This is a genomic window from Cupriavidus sp. C2SS-8b (genome assembly GCF_057073745.1).
In genome coordinates, this window is sequence record NZ_CP172716.1 from 798,360 (window position 1) to 812,212 (window position 13,853).

The following is a 13,853-nucleotide window of genomic DNA, read 5'->3' on the forward strand; positions in this document are numbered from 1 at the left end:
TTGCCCTTCAATGAAAAAGCACCCCGAGGGGTGCTTTTTCATTTTGCCGGCGTCGCCAGAGCGAGACTCCGAAGATCAGCGGAACAGCTTCTGCAGCCTTGCCATGGCTTCCTCGATGTTCCGGCGCGAGGTCGCGTACGAGATCCGGATGTAGTCGCGCGCCGTGTGCGGCCCGAAATCCTGGCCCGGCACCAGGACCACGCCGGCGTCATGCAGCATCGCCTGCGTCAGCTTGTCGGCGTCGCCAGCGGCCGCATGGTTGACGCCACGGCAATCCGCATAGACATAGAACGCGCCGTCGGGCATGACCGGCACGTGCAGGCCGAGCGATTCCAGCGCCGGCACGATCAGGTCGCGGCGGCGGCGGAATTCGGCCTTGCGCTCGTCATAGATCGCCATGGCCTCGGGCGTGAAGCAGGCCAGCGCGGCATGCTGGGCCACGGCCGACGCGCAGATGAACAGGTTCTGCGCTACCTTCTCGAAGTCAGCCACGAGCGCGTCCGGCACCACCAGCCAGCCCAGGCGCCAGCCGGTCATGTTGAAGTACTTCGAGAAGCTGTTGACGGTCACCACGTTGTCGTCGAGGCTCAGTGCCGATACCGGCGGCGCGTCATAGGACAGGCCCTGGTAGATCTCGTCGAGGATGGCAAAGCCCTGGCGGGCGCGCACCGCCTGCAGGATGCGCGACAGTTCGTCGGGCAGGATCGAGGTGCCGGTCGGGTTTGACGGCGACGCCAGCAGCACGCCGCGCGTGCGCGCGTTCCAATGCGCCTCGACTTGCGCGGCCGTCAGCTGGAAGCGCTCGGCCGGGCCGCTCGGGATCATGCGCGCGGCGCCATCGAACGCCGCGACGAAATGGCGGTTGCAGGGGTAGCTCGGGTCCGGCATCAGCACCTCGGCGCCGATTTCCACCAGCACCGCGCAGGCCAGCAGCAGCGCGCCCGACGCCCCGGCCGTGACGATCACGCGCCGTGCGGGGATGTCCAGGCCGTACATCGTCTTGTAATAGCCGGCGATTGCTTCGCGCAGCGCATGGATGCCCAGCGCGCCGGTGTATTGCGTGACGCCGCGCCGCATGGCGGCTTCCGCGGCGCGCACGACCGGCTCGGCGGCGGTGAAGTCGGGCTCGCCGATCCCCATGTGGATGATGTGGCGGCCGGCGCGTTCGAGCTCGTTGGCCTGCTTGGCCAGCTCCATGACGTGGAAGGCCTCGATATTGGAAAGGCGGGAGGCGGTGGCGAGGCGCTGCAGGTCCATGGCGATTTCGGCGGAGCCCTTAGCCCTTTTTCGGGCGGGCAGTGGTTGGAAGCAAAAACACCCGCGTGAGCGGGTGTCGTTTCGAAGCAGGGCAGGGCCCGCGGGCCCGGTGCTTCAGCGGCGCGCGGCGACCTCGGTCGAACGCACCTGGGCGGCGAGCTTGTCCAGTACGCCGTTCACGTACTTGTAGCCTTCGACACCGCCAAAGGTCTTGGTCAGTTCAACGGCTTCGTTGATGACGACCTTGTAGGGGATGTCGATGCAATGCACGAGCTCATAGCTGCCGACCAGCAGCGCGGCGCGCTCCACCGGCGACAGTTCATCGACCGTGCGGTCCAGGAACGGCTCGAACGCGGCGGTCAGGCGGGCTTCTTCGCGCACGGCGCCGTTCAGCAGCGCGTCGAAGTGCTCGCGGTCGGCCTTGTTGAAGCCCTGCGCATCATGGAGGTGGGCCTGGATCGCGCCGATGTCGTTGCGGTTCAGCAGCCACTGGTAAAGGCCCTGCAGGGCCAGCTCGCGCGAGCGGCGGCGCGCGCTCTTGGGCGGCGCCTTGGCTTCGCTGCGGGCGGCGGGCTTGGCGCCAGCTGCCGGCTTGCCGGTTTCGGGCGTGTCACTCATCGTCGTCCTCGTCTGCATCGTCGCCGTCGTTTTCGCGCAGCGAATCCAGGGCGACCACCAGGTTGGCCATTTCGACGGCGGTGCGGGCGCAGTCGCGGCCCTTCTCGCGCGTGCGGGCATGGGCCTGCTCATCCGTGTCGACGGTCAGGATGCCGTTGGCGACAGGCACGTTGAAGTCCAGGCCGACGCGGGTGATGCCGGCGCCCGATTCATTCGAGACCAGCTCGAAATGATAGGTTTCGCCCCGCACCACGGCGCCCAGCGCCACCAGTGCGTCGAACTGGCCGCTTTCGGCCATCTTCTGCAGGGCCAGCGGCACTTCCAGGGCGCCCGGGACGGTCACGACCAGGGTGTCTTCGCCTTCGACGCCGAGCTTTTCCAGCTCGGCCACGCAGGCTTCGAGCAGCTCGGCGCAGACGGGTTCATTGAAGCGGGCCTGTACGATGCCGATACGCAGGCCTTCACCGTCGAGGTTGCTGGGGTAGAAGCCGTGATCCATTGTTCAGTTCTCCAGAGTTCGGGGTGGCACCCGCGGCCAGGCGCGGCTGCCAGGTATTCAGTCTCAGTCGGCCAGCCCGTTCATGGGCTGGTAGCCGGTCACTTCCAGGTCGTAGCCGGTCATACTGGGCATGCGCTGCCGGGCCGCCAGCACGCGCATCTTGCCCACGCCCACATCCTTCAGGATCTGCGCGCCCATGCCGTAGGTGCGCAGGTCCGGCTTGCGGCGCGGGCGGTTTTGCGGTTCGTCCAGCGCGGTGAACTGGGTGAACAGCTGTTCGGCCGAGTCGCCGCAGTTGAGCAGCACCATCACGCCGTTTTCGGCCTTGGCGATCGCCTCGAGGGCGGCCGGCATGCTCCACGAGTGGGTGGTGCGGGACACTTCCAGCAGGTCGAGCACGGACAGCGGCTCGTGCACGCGCACCAGCGTTTCCTGGGTCGGCGTCGGCGTGCCCTTGACCAGCGCCAGGTGGGCGTTGCCGGTCGGCTTGTCGCGGTAGACGATGCTGTGGAAGGTGCCGTACGGCGTTTCCATGGCCCGCTCGCCCACGCGCTCGACGATGCTTTCGGTGCGGCTGCGGTAGTGGATCAGGTCGGCGATGGTGCCGATCTTCAGGTCGTGTTCCTGCGCGAATTCGATCAGGTCCGGCAGGCGCGCCATGGTGCCGTCGTCCTTCATGATCTCGCAGATCACGGCGGCGGGCGTCAGGCCGGCCAGGGCGCCGAGGTCGCAACCGGCTTCGGTGTGGCCAGCGCGGATCAGCACGCCGCCCGGCTGGGCCGTCAGCGGGAAGATGTGTCCCGGCTGCACCAGGTCGGACGGCTTGGCGTCGCGGGCGACGGCGGCTTCCACGGTGCGGGAGCGGTCCGCCGCGGAAATGCCGGTGGTCACGCCTTCGGCGGCTTCGATCGACACCGTGAAGTTGGTGCCGTGCTGGGTACCGTTGCGGCTGACCATCGGCTGCAGGTTCAGCTGGCGGCAGCGGTCGGCGGTCAGCGTCAGGCAGATCAGGCCGCGGCCATGCTTGGCCATGAAGTTGATCGCCTCGGGTGTGACGAAATCGGCAGCCAGGACCAGGTCGCCCTCGTTCTCGCGATCTTCTTCATCGACGAGGATGACCATGCGGCCGGCGCGGATGTCGGCAATGATGTCTTCGGTACGGGCGATTGTCATGGCTGCTGGGCGGCAAAAAGGGGCGGAAAAGCGGCCAGCCGGCGGGCGGCGGCTCAAACATGCGGGGACTGCTGCGGGAATACGCCAGGCCGGCCAGGAGGCGGCGGCCAAGGGCTCGCATCGTCAAACCGCGTATTGTACGCCAAGGCAGGCAATACGGGAGGGTGGCCCTGCCGGGTGCGGGGCCCTCGCATGATTGCGGCGCCCGAGGCGCCGCAGAGTCAGCAAGCTTGCCGAGCGTCCTATTGGTTTGACCCGGACGCCGACAACATCCGCTCGACATACCTGGCAATCAGGTCGATCTCCAGGTTCACGCGGCTGCCGGGCTTCAGGTCCTGCAGCGTCGTGACTTCCACCGTGTGCGGAATCAGGTTGATCGAGAACACGCAGCCGTCGGCCTCGTCGCTGACGCGGTTGACGGTCAGCGACACGCCGTTGACCACGACCGAGCCCTTGTACGCCAGGTAGCGGCCCAGTTCGCGTGGGGCACGCACGCGCAGCTCATGCGATTCGCCGATCGGGGCGAAATGCAGGACTTCGCCGAGGCCGTCGACGTGGCCCGAGACCAGGTGGCCGCCGAGCCGGTCCGCCAGCGTCAGTGCCTTTTCCAGGTTGACGCGGCCGGCACGCTCCAGCCCGACGGTCTTGTCCAGCGATTCGCGCGAGACGTCCACGTCGAAGCTGTCGGCGGTCATGGCGATCACCGTCATGCACGCGCCCTGGATGGCGATGCTGTCGCCGATGACCACGTCTGTGAGGTCCAGCCCGCCGGCGGCGACATGCAGGCGCACGCCGGCGTCGCCAGCGCCGAGCGGGGTGACGGTCTCGATGCGGCCAACGGCCGCCACAATGCCAGTAAACATGATGCGTTCTCGAAAGTTCAGGGTTTGGTAACCGGCGCGGCTGCCGCGCCGTCGGTAAATGTCAGGCCGTCGGGCAGGGTCAGGCGTCGTTGCGGCGCGCGATCAGGCGCACGTCCTCGCCGATCTGGCGCACGTCGTGCCAGCGGAATGTCGCGGCATCCTGCAGCCGGGGCAGCGGCGGCAGGTTGAACATGCCCTGCGCGTCGCCCAGCAGCTTGGGGGCCAGGTAGATCAGCAGCTCATCGGCGCAATGCTCGCGGATCAGCGAGCCATTGAGTTTGAAGCCGGCTTCGACATGCAGCTCGTTGATGCCGCGGCGGCCGAGTTCCTCGATCATCTTGCGCAATTCAACCTTGCCGTGCGGATTCGGCAAGACCACCACCTCGGCACCGCGGGCCTCCAGCGCGTGGCGCCGGTCGCGGTCGTCCACGGCGCAGAACACCAGTACCGGCTTGGCATAGTCGCCGCTGTCGGGCGTCAGGATGCGCGCGTCGAGCGGCACTTCCAGGCGCGAGTCCACCAGCACGCGCTGCGGCTGGCGCGGCGTCGGGATGGCGCGCACGGTCATCTGCGGATTGTCGTCGCGTACCGTGCCGATGCCGGTCAGGATGGCGCAGGCGCGTGCGCGCCAGGCATGGCCGTCGTCGCGTGCGGCCGGGCCCGTGATCCACTGGCTGGTGCCGTCGTGCAGGGCCGTGGCGCCGTCCATCGATGCCGCCACCTTGACCCGTACCCACGGCAACCCGCGCGTCATGCGCGACACGAAGCCGATATTCAGGTCGCGTGCCTCCTTTTCCAGCAGCCCGCACCGCACATCGATGCCGGCATCGCGCAGCCGCTGCAGGCCGCGGCCCGATACGGATGGGTTGGGGTCCTCCATCGCCGCCACTACGCGGGCAATGCCGGCCCGCACCAGCGCGTCGGCGCAAGGCGGCGTGCGGCCGAAATGGCTGCACGGCTCCAGCGTCACATAGGTGGTCGCGCCGGCCGGGTCGATGCCGCGCGCTTGCGCGTCCTTCAGCGCCTGGACCTCGGCATGGTCCTGGCCGGCCGGCTGGGTAAAGCCCTGCCCGATGATCTGTCCGTTCTTGCTCAGCACGCAGCCGACGCGGGGATTGGGGGTGGTGGTGAACATGCCTCGCGCGGCAAGCGCGAGCGCTTGCTGCATGGCGGCGTGGTCGGAATCGGAAAACATTTGGCCGGTGACTCTTGTTCGCTGGGTTCGCTGGGCGTTGGGTGTGCGTGCCGCTGTCAGGGCGGGGCGGGTTCGCCGGAGGCCTCGCAGTCCTTGTCGTGGCCGGGCGTGCAAAGGCGAATACGTCCTTGCGCGCCCATGCGAACCTGGCGCTGCTCGCCGCGACAGCTGAGCGTGAAAGTGGCGGCCTGAAATCCGCCCTGCTCAGACCGAGAGTATCCCACAGCTGCGAATCGCAGGACGTTGCTGGCGCGCGCGGTCTGGCGCAGGGTGATGGACAGGCACGGCGCATCGAGCTGGACGACCGAGAGGACGGCATCCCGCCCCGGTCCCCGGCGCCCGTCTGTGGCCGCCAGCTGCCAGCCACGATCGAGCGTGAAGTGGCCGTCGAGCGGCTGCAAGGTGACTTCCACCCGCCGCGACATGGCCGCGCTGCGCGCCAGCGCGAGCGATGCCGCCATCCGGTCGGCGGCAATCGTCACCTGCTGGCGGGCCATCAGGACGTCGGCGGCGTGATAGGTGACCACTCCCAGTAGCGCGAGGACTGCCAGGCAAACGAGCAGCTCGGCCAAGGTGATGCCGCCCTGACAATGGCGTGCTGATTCAGGCATATCAACAATCCCGTCCGGATTGAGCGGCCTGCGCCATGTTCCCCGACAGGTTCAGTTGCTGACCTGTGCTGCGCAGGATGAGCACGCCGCAGCGATGGTCTGGCATCACCGGTGTCGCGCGGATCTCGACGCAGGCATCCAGGTCGGCTTGTGGACAGGCGACAGCGGTAAGGAGGTGGCGCGGATTGGGTCCGGGCGGCACCGGCCGAGGCCAGGTTCCGGCGGCGATGTCACTGCCCGGCTGCAGGGCGAAGGTCGTGGCCGCCATCGCGTGCTGCTCGAGCTCCAGCATCGCCGAGACCAGTTCCGCGCGCGCCTGCTCGCGCCAGCCGCGTGCCAGGTAATGGTCCCATGTCGGCACGGCGATGGCGGCGAGGATCGCCACGATTGCGAGCGTGACCAACAGCTCGATCAGGCTGAACGCCCGTTGCGCGGCGGTCTCGTGCTGCGGCCAGATCTTGCTCTTCATGGGGCGTCTCGCTGAATGGGTGCCATGATTTCACGCCAGCTGATTCGGCCGGTGCGGCGGGTCGCGACGGTGGTTGTCAGCGGCTGGGCGGTGTTCCGGTCTACGGACCACAGCGTGACCGTGTGCGCTTGCGCGCTGCTTGTGCCGGCGGCCTGAGGCGGGCCGGGTCTGGGTGTGCTCGTCAGGACGAAGTCGCCTTCGGGGACGGCTGCCTGTCCAGTCACGAACGCCTGCATCGGCGCATCTTCCCGGTTGCGGCCCGCGGATTCACCGGTCGATGCGAGCACAAGATAGGCCCGCTGAAGGCCGTCTGCGGCGCGGGTCGTGAAGTGGAGATAGCCGGGAAACACGTCGCTCAGCATCTCAAGTTGTTCGCCCGGATGCGGCAGTGTCAGCTGCCAGCCGGCCTGGTCGCTTGTGCCGCCCTGGCCTGGCAAGGCGCGCAGCAGGAATCCTCCGTCCGCGGGCTCGGCCACGATGCGGGTCGGGGTCCCGCCCGTCCGGGCCGGGATAGCCGCGATTTCGCTGCCCTGGCCATAGACGATGAGGGCGGCGCTTGACCCTCCCAATTGCAACGGCGGCTCCGCGTTGTCTGTCCGGGCGGTCACGGGCAGCTTGTGCCGGCACGTTGGGGTTCCCGGCTTGAGACGTCCGGTGGCATCGGCTAACGGGAAGTGCCACAACTGGCCACTGTCGTCGGTGGCATAAATGGCGAGCGCCCCGCCTGTCATGCCGCTCAGGACGCTCACGCCCGTTAGTGCCGATGTCACCGGGGCGCCGGTGCAATCGCGTTCTGGCAGCGGCCAGGTCAGCGCGGCATCCGCCGCGGCGCCTTCCAGTGGTATCAGGGCCAGGCCCGGTCGGGATGCCGGGCTGTCGGCGCGTGCTTCGACGGTCGTGACGGCGAACCACCGCAGCCCTTCGTCCCCGGCAAAGGCGGCGGCGCGTACCGGGCCGCGGGCGGAAAGCGGCAGGGCAGGCGTTGCGGTGATTTCCCATTGAAGCGCGATCGGCGCCAGATCTGTCGGGGCGGTGATATCGAGCGCAAAGATGCCGGGCGCGCTATCCCCTTCAGCCTTGGCCGGGATAGCACATAGCAGCACGGTGCGCCATTCCCGATGGATCACGACGTCGGCGGCCTCCGGACGGGGGCAGGGTACGGGTGCGAGCGAACTCTTCGGGTCGGCCATGTCGAGCGCCTGCGCCAGCAAAGTCCGCGGCAGGTAGGCGGCAAGCTCCTTGCCATCGATCGCATCGAACCCATGCAGCGAGGCGTCCGTGGTGCCGAGCCAGACCATATGTGGCCGCTTGCCATATCGCTCCCGGAACGCGGCATGGCCGGATTTGCCCGGTTGCCAGGCCGGTGGACGAACGACGAGCAAGCGTGCGCCGCGGGCATTGGCCATGCGCGTTTCGCGCGGACGCAAGGCGGCGTTGGTGCGTTCGCCGCGCAGCCATGCCAGCTTGTCCTGCCCGGATACGCCGTTTCCCGCTTCCGGTGCCATTGCGGGCGGGCTTGCCGCATCGCGTGCGGACTCCTGCAGCGGTACCAGGCGTTCCGGCTCCGGGCCGGTCGGGGCGATCGACGTGTAAAGACGCCGGGATGCCACCGGGTTCGCATCGAGCGATGCGCCGGCCTCCCAGAGTCGTGCGTGGGATACCGGTCCCGTGGGCTGCTGCTGCGGACTCCATCCAAGTGCATCAAGGCGGCCGGTCCAGGGGTAAGCGCCGTTTCGAAGCTGATAGGCCAGGGGAAGATTGCCGGCGGGAAGGTCCGGAACCGTGCCGGCCCAGGCTGTCCCAGAAAGCGGCAAGAGCCAGGCCAGGACAAGGACAATCATGCGGTGCGGGCTCATGGCTGAATCACGCTCTGGACTACGGCGGTCGTATCCCGGCTGCGGCCGAAGCCGATTGCCGTGACACGGAAGCGCGTTGCGGGCCGTTCCTGACCGTAACCGTCGAAGGCCGCTATGTCGCCGATCAGCTCGGCGACATAGCGCGGCGCGATGGCCGTTCCGGCGATGCCTTCCGGCAACCCAGGCATCGCCTTGCCTGTGAACGTGCCGAACGGCACGCCGACATCATCGGGGGATCCTGTGCCCGACAGCCAGGCTTGCCATACGGGCATGCTATCGGGGGCCGGGACGCAGACCCCGGCCTGCATGCCCGAGCCGCAAGTCCCGCTTGCCGGCAGCGGCTCGAGACGGCCGCGCGGGCCGCTGCCTGCGGCGGCTGTCAACACGTCCGCTTCGCCATCGAGCAGCGCCACTTCCGCCGCGCGGAAGGCGATTTCGCGATCGAGCTGCAAGGTGGCGAGCTGGCGCGTGGAGAGCAGGAACTGCAGTGCGGCCGCTGCGCTGAACACCGCGAGCAGCAGGAGCGTTGCAGCGAACAGCAGCGTCGCGCCGCCATGGATTCTGTGGATGCGGAACATGATCCTGGCTAGCACAATGTCTCCTGGCAGCGCGGAGCATTGCGCAGGCGGATGGTCGTGGCGAAGATCCGCCACGCGTTCCGGTCATGTCCGGGGAGCCTGTCGAAAACGTCAGCCATCGCGTTGTCGACGTACGCATAGGCGGTCGTTGCCGGCATGCCCGCCGTGGCAGCCCCGCGACGCTCCAGGCGGAAGGCCAGTGCCACCTGCACCGCCACCACACGGTGCCATGCGTCGTCGCCCATGGCGCTGACCTGGTCCGCGCGCAGGAAGGTGTCGGATGGCCCACTGCTGCGGGACTCCATGGCGTAACGAATCTGCATCGATTCCACGCCACGCACCATCGCGCCGGAGGTCCACCCGCTGCAGTCGATCATCGTCTGGTCGGGCATGGTGCGTTCGCGCGCATGGCTGCTGCCGCTGAAGCGGACCAGCAAAACGTCGCTGCCGCCGATACCCGATTTACCGCAGGCCGGGATGGAAGCCATGGACGGCTGGCCGCAATCGTCCGCACCGCTGATCGCGGGCGTGGCCGGCGCCCTGGCGGCCGGATCCGGCCGCCAGCCGCCTTGCCGGATCAGGAGGGAAAGAATACTCAGCGCGCGCTGCCCACGTTCTTCCAGCAAGGCGCGCTCCGCGGTGGCGAGATAGGCCGCGCGGCATAGCAGGAATGCGGTGCCGGCGACTGCGGTGACCACCAGCCCCAGTGCCAGGCCGACCATCATTTCTGTCAGCGTGAAGCCCTGCGCCGGCAGAAGGCGTAAATGGCCCTGTGCAAGACGTGATCTCATGGCTGTATCCACAGTGCGATGCCGCGCAACGTCGCCGGGGAGTCCGCGGCGCCAACTGCCAGCCTGGCAATCGCCAGCTTGCGGGTCAGCGCGCATGGGGTTTGCCCACAGCCTTCGGCGGACGCCGGATCGGGCCGGTTCATCGGAGCCATGCCCAGCGCCGCGATTTCCGCGATTTCTCCGGTGGTTCGCATGGCGTGGGCGAGTTGCTCATGGCCGCGCAGCCGTGCCAGTGCCGTGGTCCCCACACTGGCCAGCGGGATCAGGCCGGCGCTGACGATCAGCAGGGCGCAGAGCGACTCGGCCAGGACATAGCCGCGGCCGTAACGGCAACAGGAATGGAGCGGGCGAAGGCGAGGCTGCATGGCGCGGTGAGGATGGCGGTGAGGCCATCAAGGTACCGCGCTGCACAGCGCCAATCCGTGGACAAACGTAGTGAAACTGGCAAATTTGGTTGCGAGACGCGGCCCTTACGTGCCCTCGATATTCAGGAAATGAGGCCGTATCGACCAGAGGACGGCAGCATGCGCCTGAACATGCGTTCCGGGGCGCCAGGCGGCGCGAATCCGGCGGCGTATCTGCAGAATTGCTGAGAACGCTGAACGCTGGCTAGCGCTTGCTGTTTCCTGCCGTGACCTCGGCCAGCACATCGGAAAACTCGGCGACGTCCTCGAAGCTGCGGTACACGGAAGCAAAGCGGATATAGGCGATCTTGTCGAGCTTGCGCAGTTCGCGCATGACGAGTTCACCGACCTGGCTGCTCGGAATTTCTTTCTCGCCAAGCGCCAGCAGCTTTTCTTCAATGCGGGTGATGGCTTCGTCGATGGCTTCGGCGGAGACCGGGCGCTTGCGCAGCGCCAGGCGCATCGAATCCTTCAGCTTGGCGCGGCTGTAGTCCACGCGCGAGCCGTTCTTCTTGACGATGGCCGGGAAGAACAGTTCGATCCGTTCGTAGGTGGTGAAGCGGCGGTCGCAGGCTTCGCAGCGTCGGCGCCGGCGCACGGCGTCGCCGTCTTCCGACATGCGCGTGTCGAGCACCTGGGTATTGGAATGTCCGCAAAAGGGGCATTTCATGCCTGACCACCTTCAGAGTAAAGCCCCGTCGCCTTGGTATCTTGTCCTTCTGCGGCAACCGGGCGGGTTGGCGAGGCCCGCAAGCGGCACGAGGGCGCGCCTGCGGGGCTGCCGGCCGCCCTTGCGGGCGGCCTTGCGCGGCATCAGCCGTAGACCGGGAAACGCTTGGTCAGTGCCGACACCTGCTCGCGCACGCTGGCGATGTTGCCGGCGTCGTGCGGGTTGTCCAGCACGTCGGCGATCAGGTTGCCGACGATGCGCGCTTCTTCTTCCTTGAAGCCGCGCGTGGTCATGGCCGGCGAGCCAACGCGGATACCCGAGGTCACGAACGGCTTTTCCGGATCGTTCGGGATGGCGTTCTTGTTCACGGTCAGGTGCGCTTCACCCAGGATGCGCTCGGCTTCCTTGCCGGTGATGTTCTTGGCGCGCAGGTCGACCAGCATCACGTGGCTTTCGGTGCGGCCCGAGACAATGCGCAGACCGCGTGCGATCAGCGTTTCGGCCAGCACGGCGGCGTTCTTGACCACTTGTTCCTGGTAGGCCTTGAACTCCGGCGTCAGCGCTTCCTTGAACGCCACGGCCTTGCCGGCGATCACGTGCATCAGCGGACCACCCTGGATGCCCGGGAAGATCGACGAGTTGATGGCCTTCTCATGCTCGGCCTTCATCAGGATCACGCCGCCGCGCGGGCCGCGCAGGCTCTTGTGCGTCGTGGTGGTGACGAAGTCGGCGTGCGGCACCGGGTTCGGGTAGACGCCCGCGGCGATCAGGCCGGCGTAGTGGGCCATGTCGACCATGAAGTAGGCACCGATCGACTTGGCAACCTTGCTGATGCGCTCGAAGTCGATGCGCAGCGCGAAGGCCGAGGCGCCGGCGATGATCAGCTTCGGCTTCTTCTCTTGCGCCAGTTTTTCCAGCGCGTCGTAGTCGATGTCTTCCTGCGCGTTCAGGCCGTAGCTGACTACGTTGAACCACTTGCCGCTCATGTTCAGGGCCATGCCGTGGGTCAGGTGGCCGCCTTCGGCCAGGCTCATGCCCATGATGGTGTCCCCCGGCTTCAGCACGGCGAAGAACACGCCCTGGTTGGCCTGCGAACCCGAGTTCGGCTGCACGTTGGCGGCTTCGGCGCCGAACAGTTGCTTGACGCGGTCGATGGCGAGCTGCTCGACGATGTCGACGTACTCGCAGCCACCGTAGTAGCGCTTGCCGGGATAGCCTTCGGCGTACTTGTTGGTCAGTTGCGAGCCTTGCGCGGCCATCACGGCCGGCGAGGTGTAGTTTTCGGAGGCGATCAGTTCGATGTGGTCTTCCTGGCGCTGGTTTTCCTTCTGGATAGCGGCAAAGACCTCGGGGTCGATCTGGTCGATCGTATAGCGGCTGCGTTCGAACATGGCGAAACTCGTCTGAAAAAAGGGAATCCGATTACTGCATCGGGGTAGGGCGCGCGGGGAAAGCGATTGGCGGCCGGCACCGGCGGAACCATACGAACCGTCGGCGCAGGGCGCACCCTGCTTCCCATTCGCTGCCCAGGCGAGCGGCAGGCGCTTGAAACTTCACGCCAGAGAACTTGCGCTTCCTCGTGGTAGTACCCACTGACATCGCCAGTCGCGCAAGATGGAATGGTTGGGCGCAGTGTAGCGTGAGGCGGGGATTTGCCGCAAGCCGCGCCCCATGGCCCGCAACGCCAGGCCCGGTGCGGCCCGCAACTTGCTGTTGCAAACTCGTCCTGCGGGTTAACACCGAAGCTGTCTCGCTGTCCGTTACAATCCCGGCCATGACAAACTTTGCCTGGACCCTGCGGGTGTACTGGGAAGACACCGACGCCGGCGGCGTAGTGTTTTACGCCAACTATCTCAAGTTCTTCGAGCGCGCCCGGACCGAGTGGCTGCGCTCGCTGGGTGTCGAACAGCAGGCGCTGGCAGATGAGGCCGGCGTGGTCTTTATCGTCCGCAGCACGGCAGTGGACTACAATGCGCCCGCCCGGCTCGACGACCAGCTTGAGATCCGCACGCGCATCGAACGTGTAGGGCCGGCCTCGGTGCAGTTCGCGCAAGAGGCCTGGCGCGCCGAGACGTTGCTCGCCAGCGGCCAGATTCGCGTTGGCTGTGTCGATCGAAGCACTTTTCGTCCGTCTCCCATTCCCGCCCCTGTCCTGGCAACCATCAAGGCCGCCCGATGAATCCCGTGACCGTCACGCAAGACCTGTCGATCATTACGCTGGTGCTGCACGCCAGCCTGCTCGCCCAGGCCGTCATGGCGCTGCTGCTCGTCATGTCGCTGTTCTCCTGGACATATATCTTCCGCAAGCACCTGGCGCTGCGCTCGGCGCGCACGCAGACGGAAGGGTTCGAGCGCGACTTCTGGGCCGGCGGCGACCTGCAGGCGCTCTATAACAGTGCGGCGAACAACCGGCACAACACCGGCGCGCTCGAGCGGATTTTCGAATCGGGCATGGGCGAGTTCCTCAAGGCGCGCGAGCGCGGCAATGAAGCGAGCGCGCTGCTCGACGCCGCCCGCCGCGCCATGCGCGCAGCCTACCAGCGCGAGATGGACGTGCTGGAATCGCACCTGCCGTTCCTGGCCTCGGTCGGCTCGGTCAGTCCCTATATCGGCCTGTTCGGTACCGTGTGGGGGATCATGAACGCGTTCCGTGGCCTGTCCAATGTGCAGCAGGCGACGCTGGCATCGGTGGCGCCCGGCATCGCCGAAGCATTGGTGGCTACCGCAATCGGCCTGTTCGCCGCGATTCCGGCCGTGATTGCCTATAACCGCTACGCCACCGAGATCGATCGGCTGGCGATCCGGTTCGAAAGCTTCATGGAAGAATTCCTGAACATCCTGCAGCGGCAGACCCGCTGAACGACTGAAC

General features: G+C 67.0%; 16 protein-coding genes and 1 riboswitch. Of the genes, 2 read left to right on the forward strand and 14 right to left on the reverse strand.

Annotated features, from left to right (window positions below; all coding sequences use genetic code 11):
• Nucleotides 1-75 precede the first annotated feature (75 nt).
• The 14 genes from ACIGJB_RS03615 to glyA all read right to left on the reverse strand — a co-directional run bounded on the left by ACIGJB_RS03615 (nucleotide 76) and on the right by glyA (nucleotide 12,375).
• The gene (locus ACIGJB_RS03615; protein WP_483731436.1) at nucleotides 76-1,257 is read right to left on the reverse strand and encodes a pyridoxal phosphate-dependent aminotransferase; all 1,182 of its coding nucleotides are present in this window, start codon (nucleotides 1,255-1,257) and stop codon (nucleotides 76-78) included.
• A gap of 114 nt (nucleotides 1,258-1,371) precedes the next feature.
• Nucleotides 1,372-1,875, reverse strand: coding sequence for a transcription antitermination factor NusB (nusB, locus tag ACIGJB_RS03620; protein ID WP_483731437.1), 504 nt, complete (start codon nucleotides 1,873-1,875; stop codon nucleotides 1,372-1,374).
• Entirely contained in the window at nucleotides 1,868-2,374 is a 507-nt protein-coding gene (gene ribH, locus ACIGJB_RS03625; protein WP_483731438.1) for a 6,7-dimethyl-8-ribityllumazine synthase, read from the reverse strand. Before ribH ends, nusB begins: the two co-directional genes overlap by 8 nt.
• 63 nt (nucleotides 2,375-2,437) lie before the next feature.
• A complete protein-coding gene (gene ribBA, locus ACIGJB_RS03630) occupies nucleotides 2,438-3,547 on the reverse strand; it encodes a bifunctional 3,4-dihydroxy-2-butanone-4-phosphate synthase/GTP cyclohydrolase II (protein WP_483731439.1) in 1,110 nt (369 codons plus the stop codon).
• A 242-nt stretch (nucleotides 3,548-3,789) separates the two neighbouring features.
• A complete protein-coding gene (locus ACIGJB_RS03635) occupies nucleotides 3,790-4,410 on the reverse strand; it encodes a riboflavin synthase (protein WP_483731440.1) in 621 nt (206 codons plus the stop codon).
• 79 nt (nucleotides 4,411-4,489) lie between these two features.
• The gene (gene ribD / locus ACIGJB_RS03640) at nucleotides 4,490-5,605 is read right to left on the reverse strand and encodes a bifunctional diaminohydroxyphosphoribosylaminopyrimidine deaminase/5-amino-6-(5-phosphoribosylamino)uracil reductase RibD (protein WP_483731441.1); all 1,116 of its coding nucleotides are present in this window, start codon (nucleotides 5,603-5,605) and stop codon (nucleotides 4,490-4,492) included.
• A 56-nt stretch (nucleotides 5,606-5,661) separates the two neighbouring features.
• On the reverse strand, nucleotides 5,662-6,216 hold the full coding sequence (locus ACIGJB_RS03645) for a GspH/FimT family pseudopilin (protein WP_483731442.1): 555 nt from the start codon (nucleotides 6,214-6,216) through the stop codon (nucleotides 5,662-5,664).
• Nucleotide 6,217: 1 nt separating this feature from the next.
• Nucleotides 6,218-6,685: a prepilin-type N-terminal cleavage/methylation domain-containing protein gene (locus tag ACIGJB_RS03650; RefSeq protein WP_483731443.1), complete on the reverse strand. Its 468-nt coding sequence runs from the start codon at nucleotides 6,683-6,685 to the stop codon at nucleotides 6,218-6,220.
• Entirely contained in the window at nucleotides 6,682-8,541 is a 1,860-nt protein-coding gene (locus tag ACIGJB_RS03655; protein ID WP_483731444.1) for a pilus assembly protein, read from the reverse strand. The genes ACIGJB_RS03650 and ACIGJB_RS03655 overlap by 4 nt, the downstream gene beginning before the upstream one ends.
• Nucleotides 8,538-9,134, reverse strand: a complete 597-nt coding sequence (locus ACIGJB_RS03660) for a pilus assembly PilX family protein (RefSeq protein WP_483731445.1) — start codon at nucleotides 9,132-9,134, stop codon at nucleotides 8,538-8,540. Before ACIGJB_RS03660 ends, ACIGJB_RS03655 begins: the two co-directional genes overlap by 4 nt.
• Nucleotides 9,128-9,910 carry a PilW family protein gene (locus ACIGJB_RS03665; RefSeq protein ID WP_483731446.1) on the reverse strand — a complete coding sequence of 261 codons (783 nt, stop codon included), beginning with the start codon at nucleotides 9,908-9,910 and terminating at the stop codon, nucleotides 9,128-9,130. Before ACIGJB_RS03665 ends, ACIGJB_RS03660 begins: the two co-directional genes overlap by 7 nt.
• Nucleotides 9,907-10,275, reverse strand: a complete 369-nt coding sequence (locus ACIGJB_RS03670) for a hypothetical protein (protein WP_483731447.1) — start codon at nucleotides 10,273-10,275, stop codon at nucleotides 9,907-9,909. Before ACIGJB_RS03670 ends, ACIGJB_RS03665 begins: the two co-directional genes overlap by 4 nt.
• 244 nt (nucleotides 10,276-10,519) lie before the next feature.
• Nucleotides 10,520-10,984, reverse strand: coding sequence for a transcriptional regulator NrdR (gene nrdR / locus ACIGJB_RS03675; RefSeq protein WP_483708893.1), 465 nt, complete (start codon nucleotides 10,982-10,984; stop codon nucleotides 10,520-10,522).
• 143 nt (nucleotides 10,985-11,127) lie between these two features.
• Nucleotides 11,128-12,375 carry a serine hydroxymethyltransferase gene (glyA, locus tag ACIGJB_RS03680; RefSeq protein ID WP_483731448.1) on the reverse strand — a complete coding sequence of 416 codons (1,248 nt, stop codon included), beginning with the start codon at nucleotides 12,373-12,375 and terminating at the stop codon, nucleotides 11,128-11,130.
• Between the two features lie 126 nt (nucleotides 12,376-12,501).
• Nucleotides 12,502-12,603: riboswitch (ZMP/ZTP riboswitch) on the reverse strand.
• 155 nt (nucleotides 12,604-12,758) lie between these two features.
• Here glyA and ybgC point away from each other — a divergent pair.
• Together ybgC and tolQ are read left to right on the forward strand one after the other, a co-directional pair.
• A complete protein-coding gene (gene ybgC / locus ACIGJB_RS03685; RefSeq protein WP_483731449.1) occupies nucleotides 12,759-13,163 on the forward strand; it encodes a tol-pal system-associated acyl-CoA thioesterase in 405 nt (134 codons plus the stop codon).
• Entirely contained in the window at nucleotides 13,160-13,843 is a 684-nt protein-coding gene (gene tolQ, locus ACIGJB_RS03690; protein ID WP_483708889.1) for a protein TolQ, read from the forward strand. The genes ybgC and tolQ overlap by 4 nt, the downstream gene beginning before the upstream one ends.
• The last annotated feature ends 10 nt before the right edge of the window (nucleotides 13,844-13,853 follow it).

Coding starts and splice junctions, on each gene's coding strand:
- glyA (WP_483731448.1), bottom strand. CDS start 12,375: ATGTTCGAACGCAGCCGCTATACGATCGACCAGATCGACCCCGAGGTC.
- nrdR (WP_483708893.1), bottom strand. CDS start 10,984: ATGAAATGCCCCTTTTGCGGACATTCCAATACCCAGGTGCTCGACACG.
- ACIGJB_RS03670 (WP_483731447.1), bottom strand. CDS start 10,275: ATGCAGCCTCGCCTTCGCCCGCTCCATTCCTGTTGCCGTTACGGCCGC.
- ACIGJB_RS03645 (WP_483731442.1), bottom strand. CDS start 6,216: ATGCCTGAATCAGCACGCCATTGTCAGGGCGGCATCACCTTGGCCGAG.
- tolQ (WP_483708889.1), top strand. CDS start 13,160: ATGAATCCCGTGACCGTCACGCAAGACCTGTCGATCATTACGCTGGTG.
- ribD (WP_483731441.1), bottom strand. CDS start 5,605: ATGTTTTCCGATTCCGACCACGCCGCCATGCAGCAAGCGCTCGCGCTT.
- ybgC (WP_483731449.1), top strand. CDS start 12,759: ATGACAAACTTTGCCTGGACCCTGCGGGTGTACTGGGAAGACACCGAC.
- ACIGJB_RS03650 (WP_483731443.1), bottom strand. CDS start 6,685: ATGAAGAGCAAGATCTGGCCGCAGCACGAGACCGCCGCGCAACGGGCG.
- ACIGJB_RS03635 (WP_483731440.1), bottom strand. CDS start 4,410: ATGTTTACTGGCATTGTGGCGGCCGTTGGCCGCATCGAGACCGTCACC.
- ACIGJB_RS03615 (WP_483731436.1), bottom strand. CDS start 1,257: ATGGACCTGCAGCGCCTCGCCACCGCCTCCCGCCTTTCCAATATCGAG.
- ACIGJB_RS03665 (WP_483731446.1), bottom strand. CDS start 9,910: ATGAGATCACGTCTTGCACAGGGCCATTTACGCCTTCTGCCGGCGCAG.
- ribBA (WP_483731439.1), bottom strand. CDS start 3,547: ATGACAATCGCCCGTACCGAAGACATCATTGCCGACATCCGCGCCGGC.
- ribH (WP_483731438.1), bottom strand. CDS start 2,374: ATGGATCACGGCTTCTACCCCAGCAACCTCGACGGTGAAGGCCTGCGT.
- ACIGJB_RS03655 (WP_483731444.1), bottom strand. CDS start 8,541: ATGAGCCCGCACCGCATGATTGTCCTTGTCCTGGCCTGGCTCTTGCCG.
- nusB (WP_483731437.1), bottom strand. CDS start 1,875: ATGAGTGACACGCCCGAAACCGGCAAGCCGGCAGCTGGCGCCAAGCCC.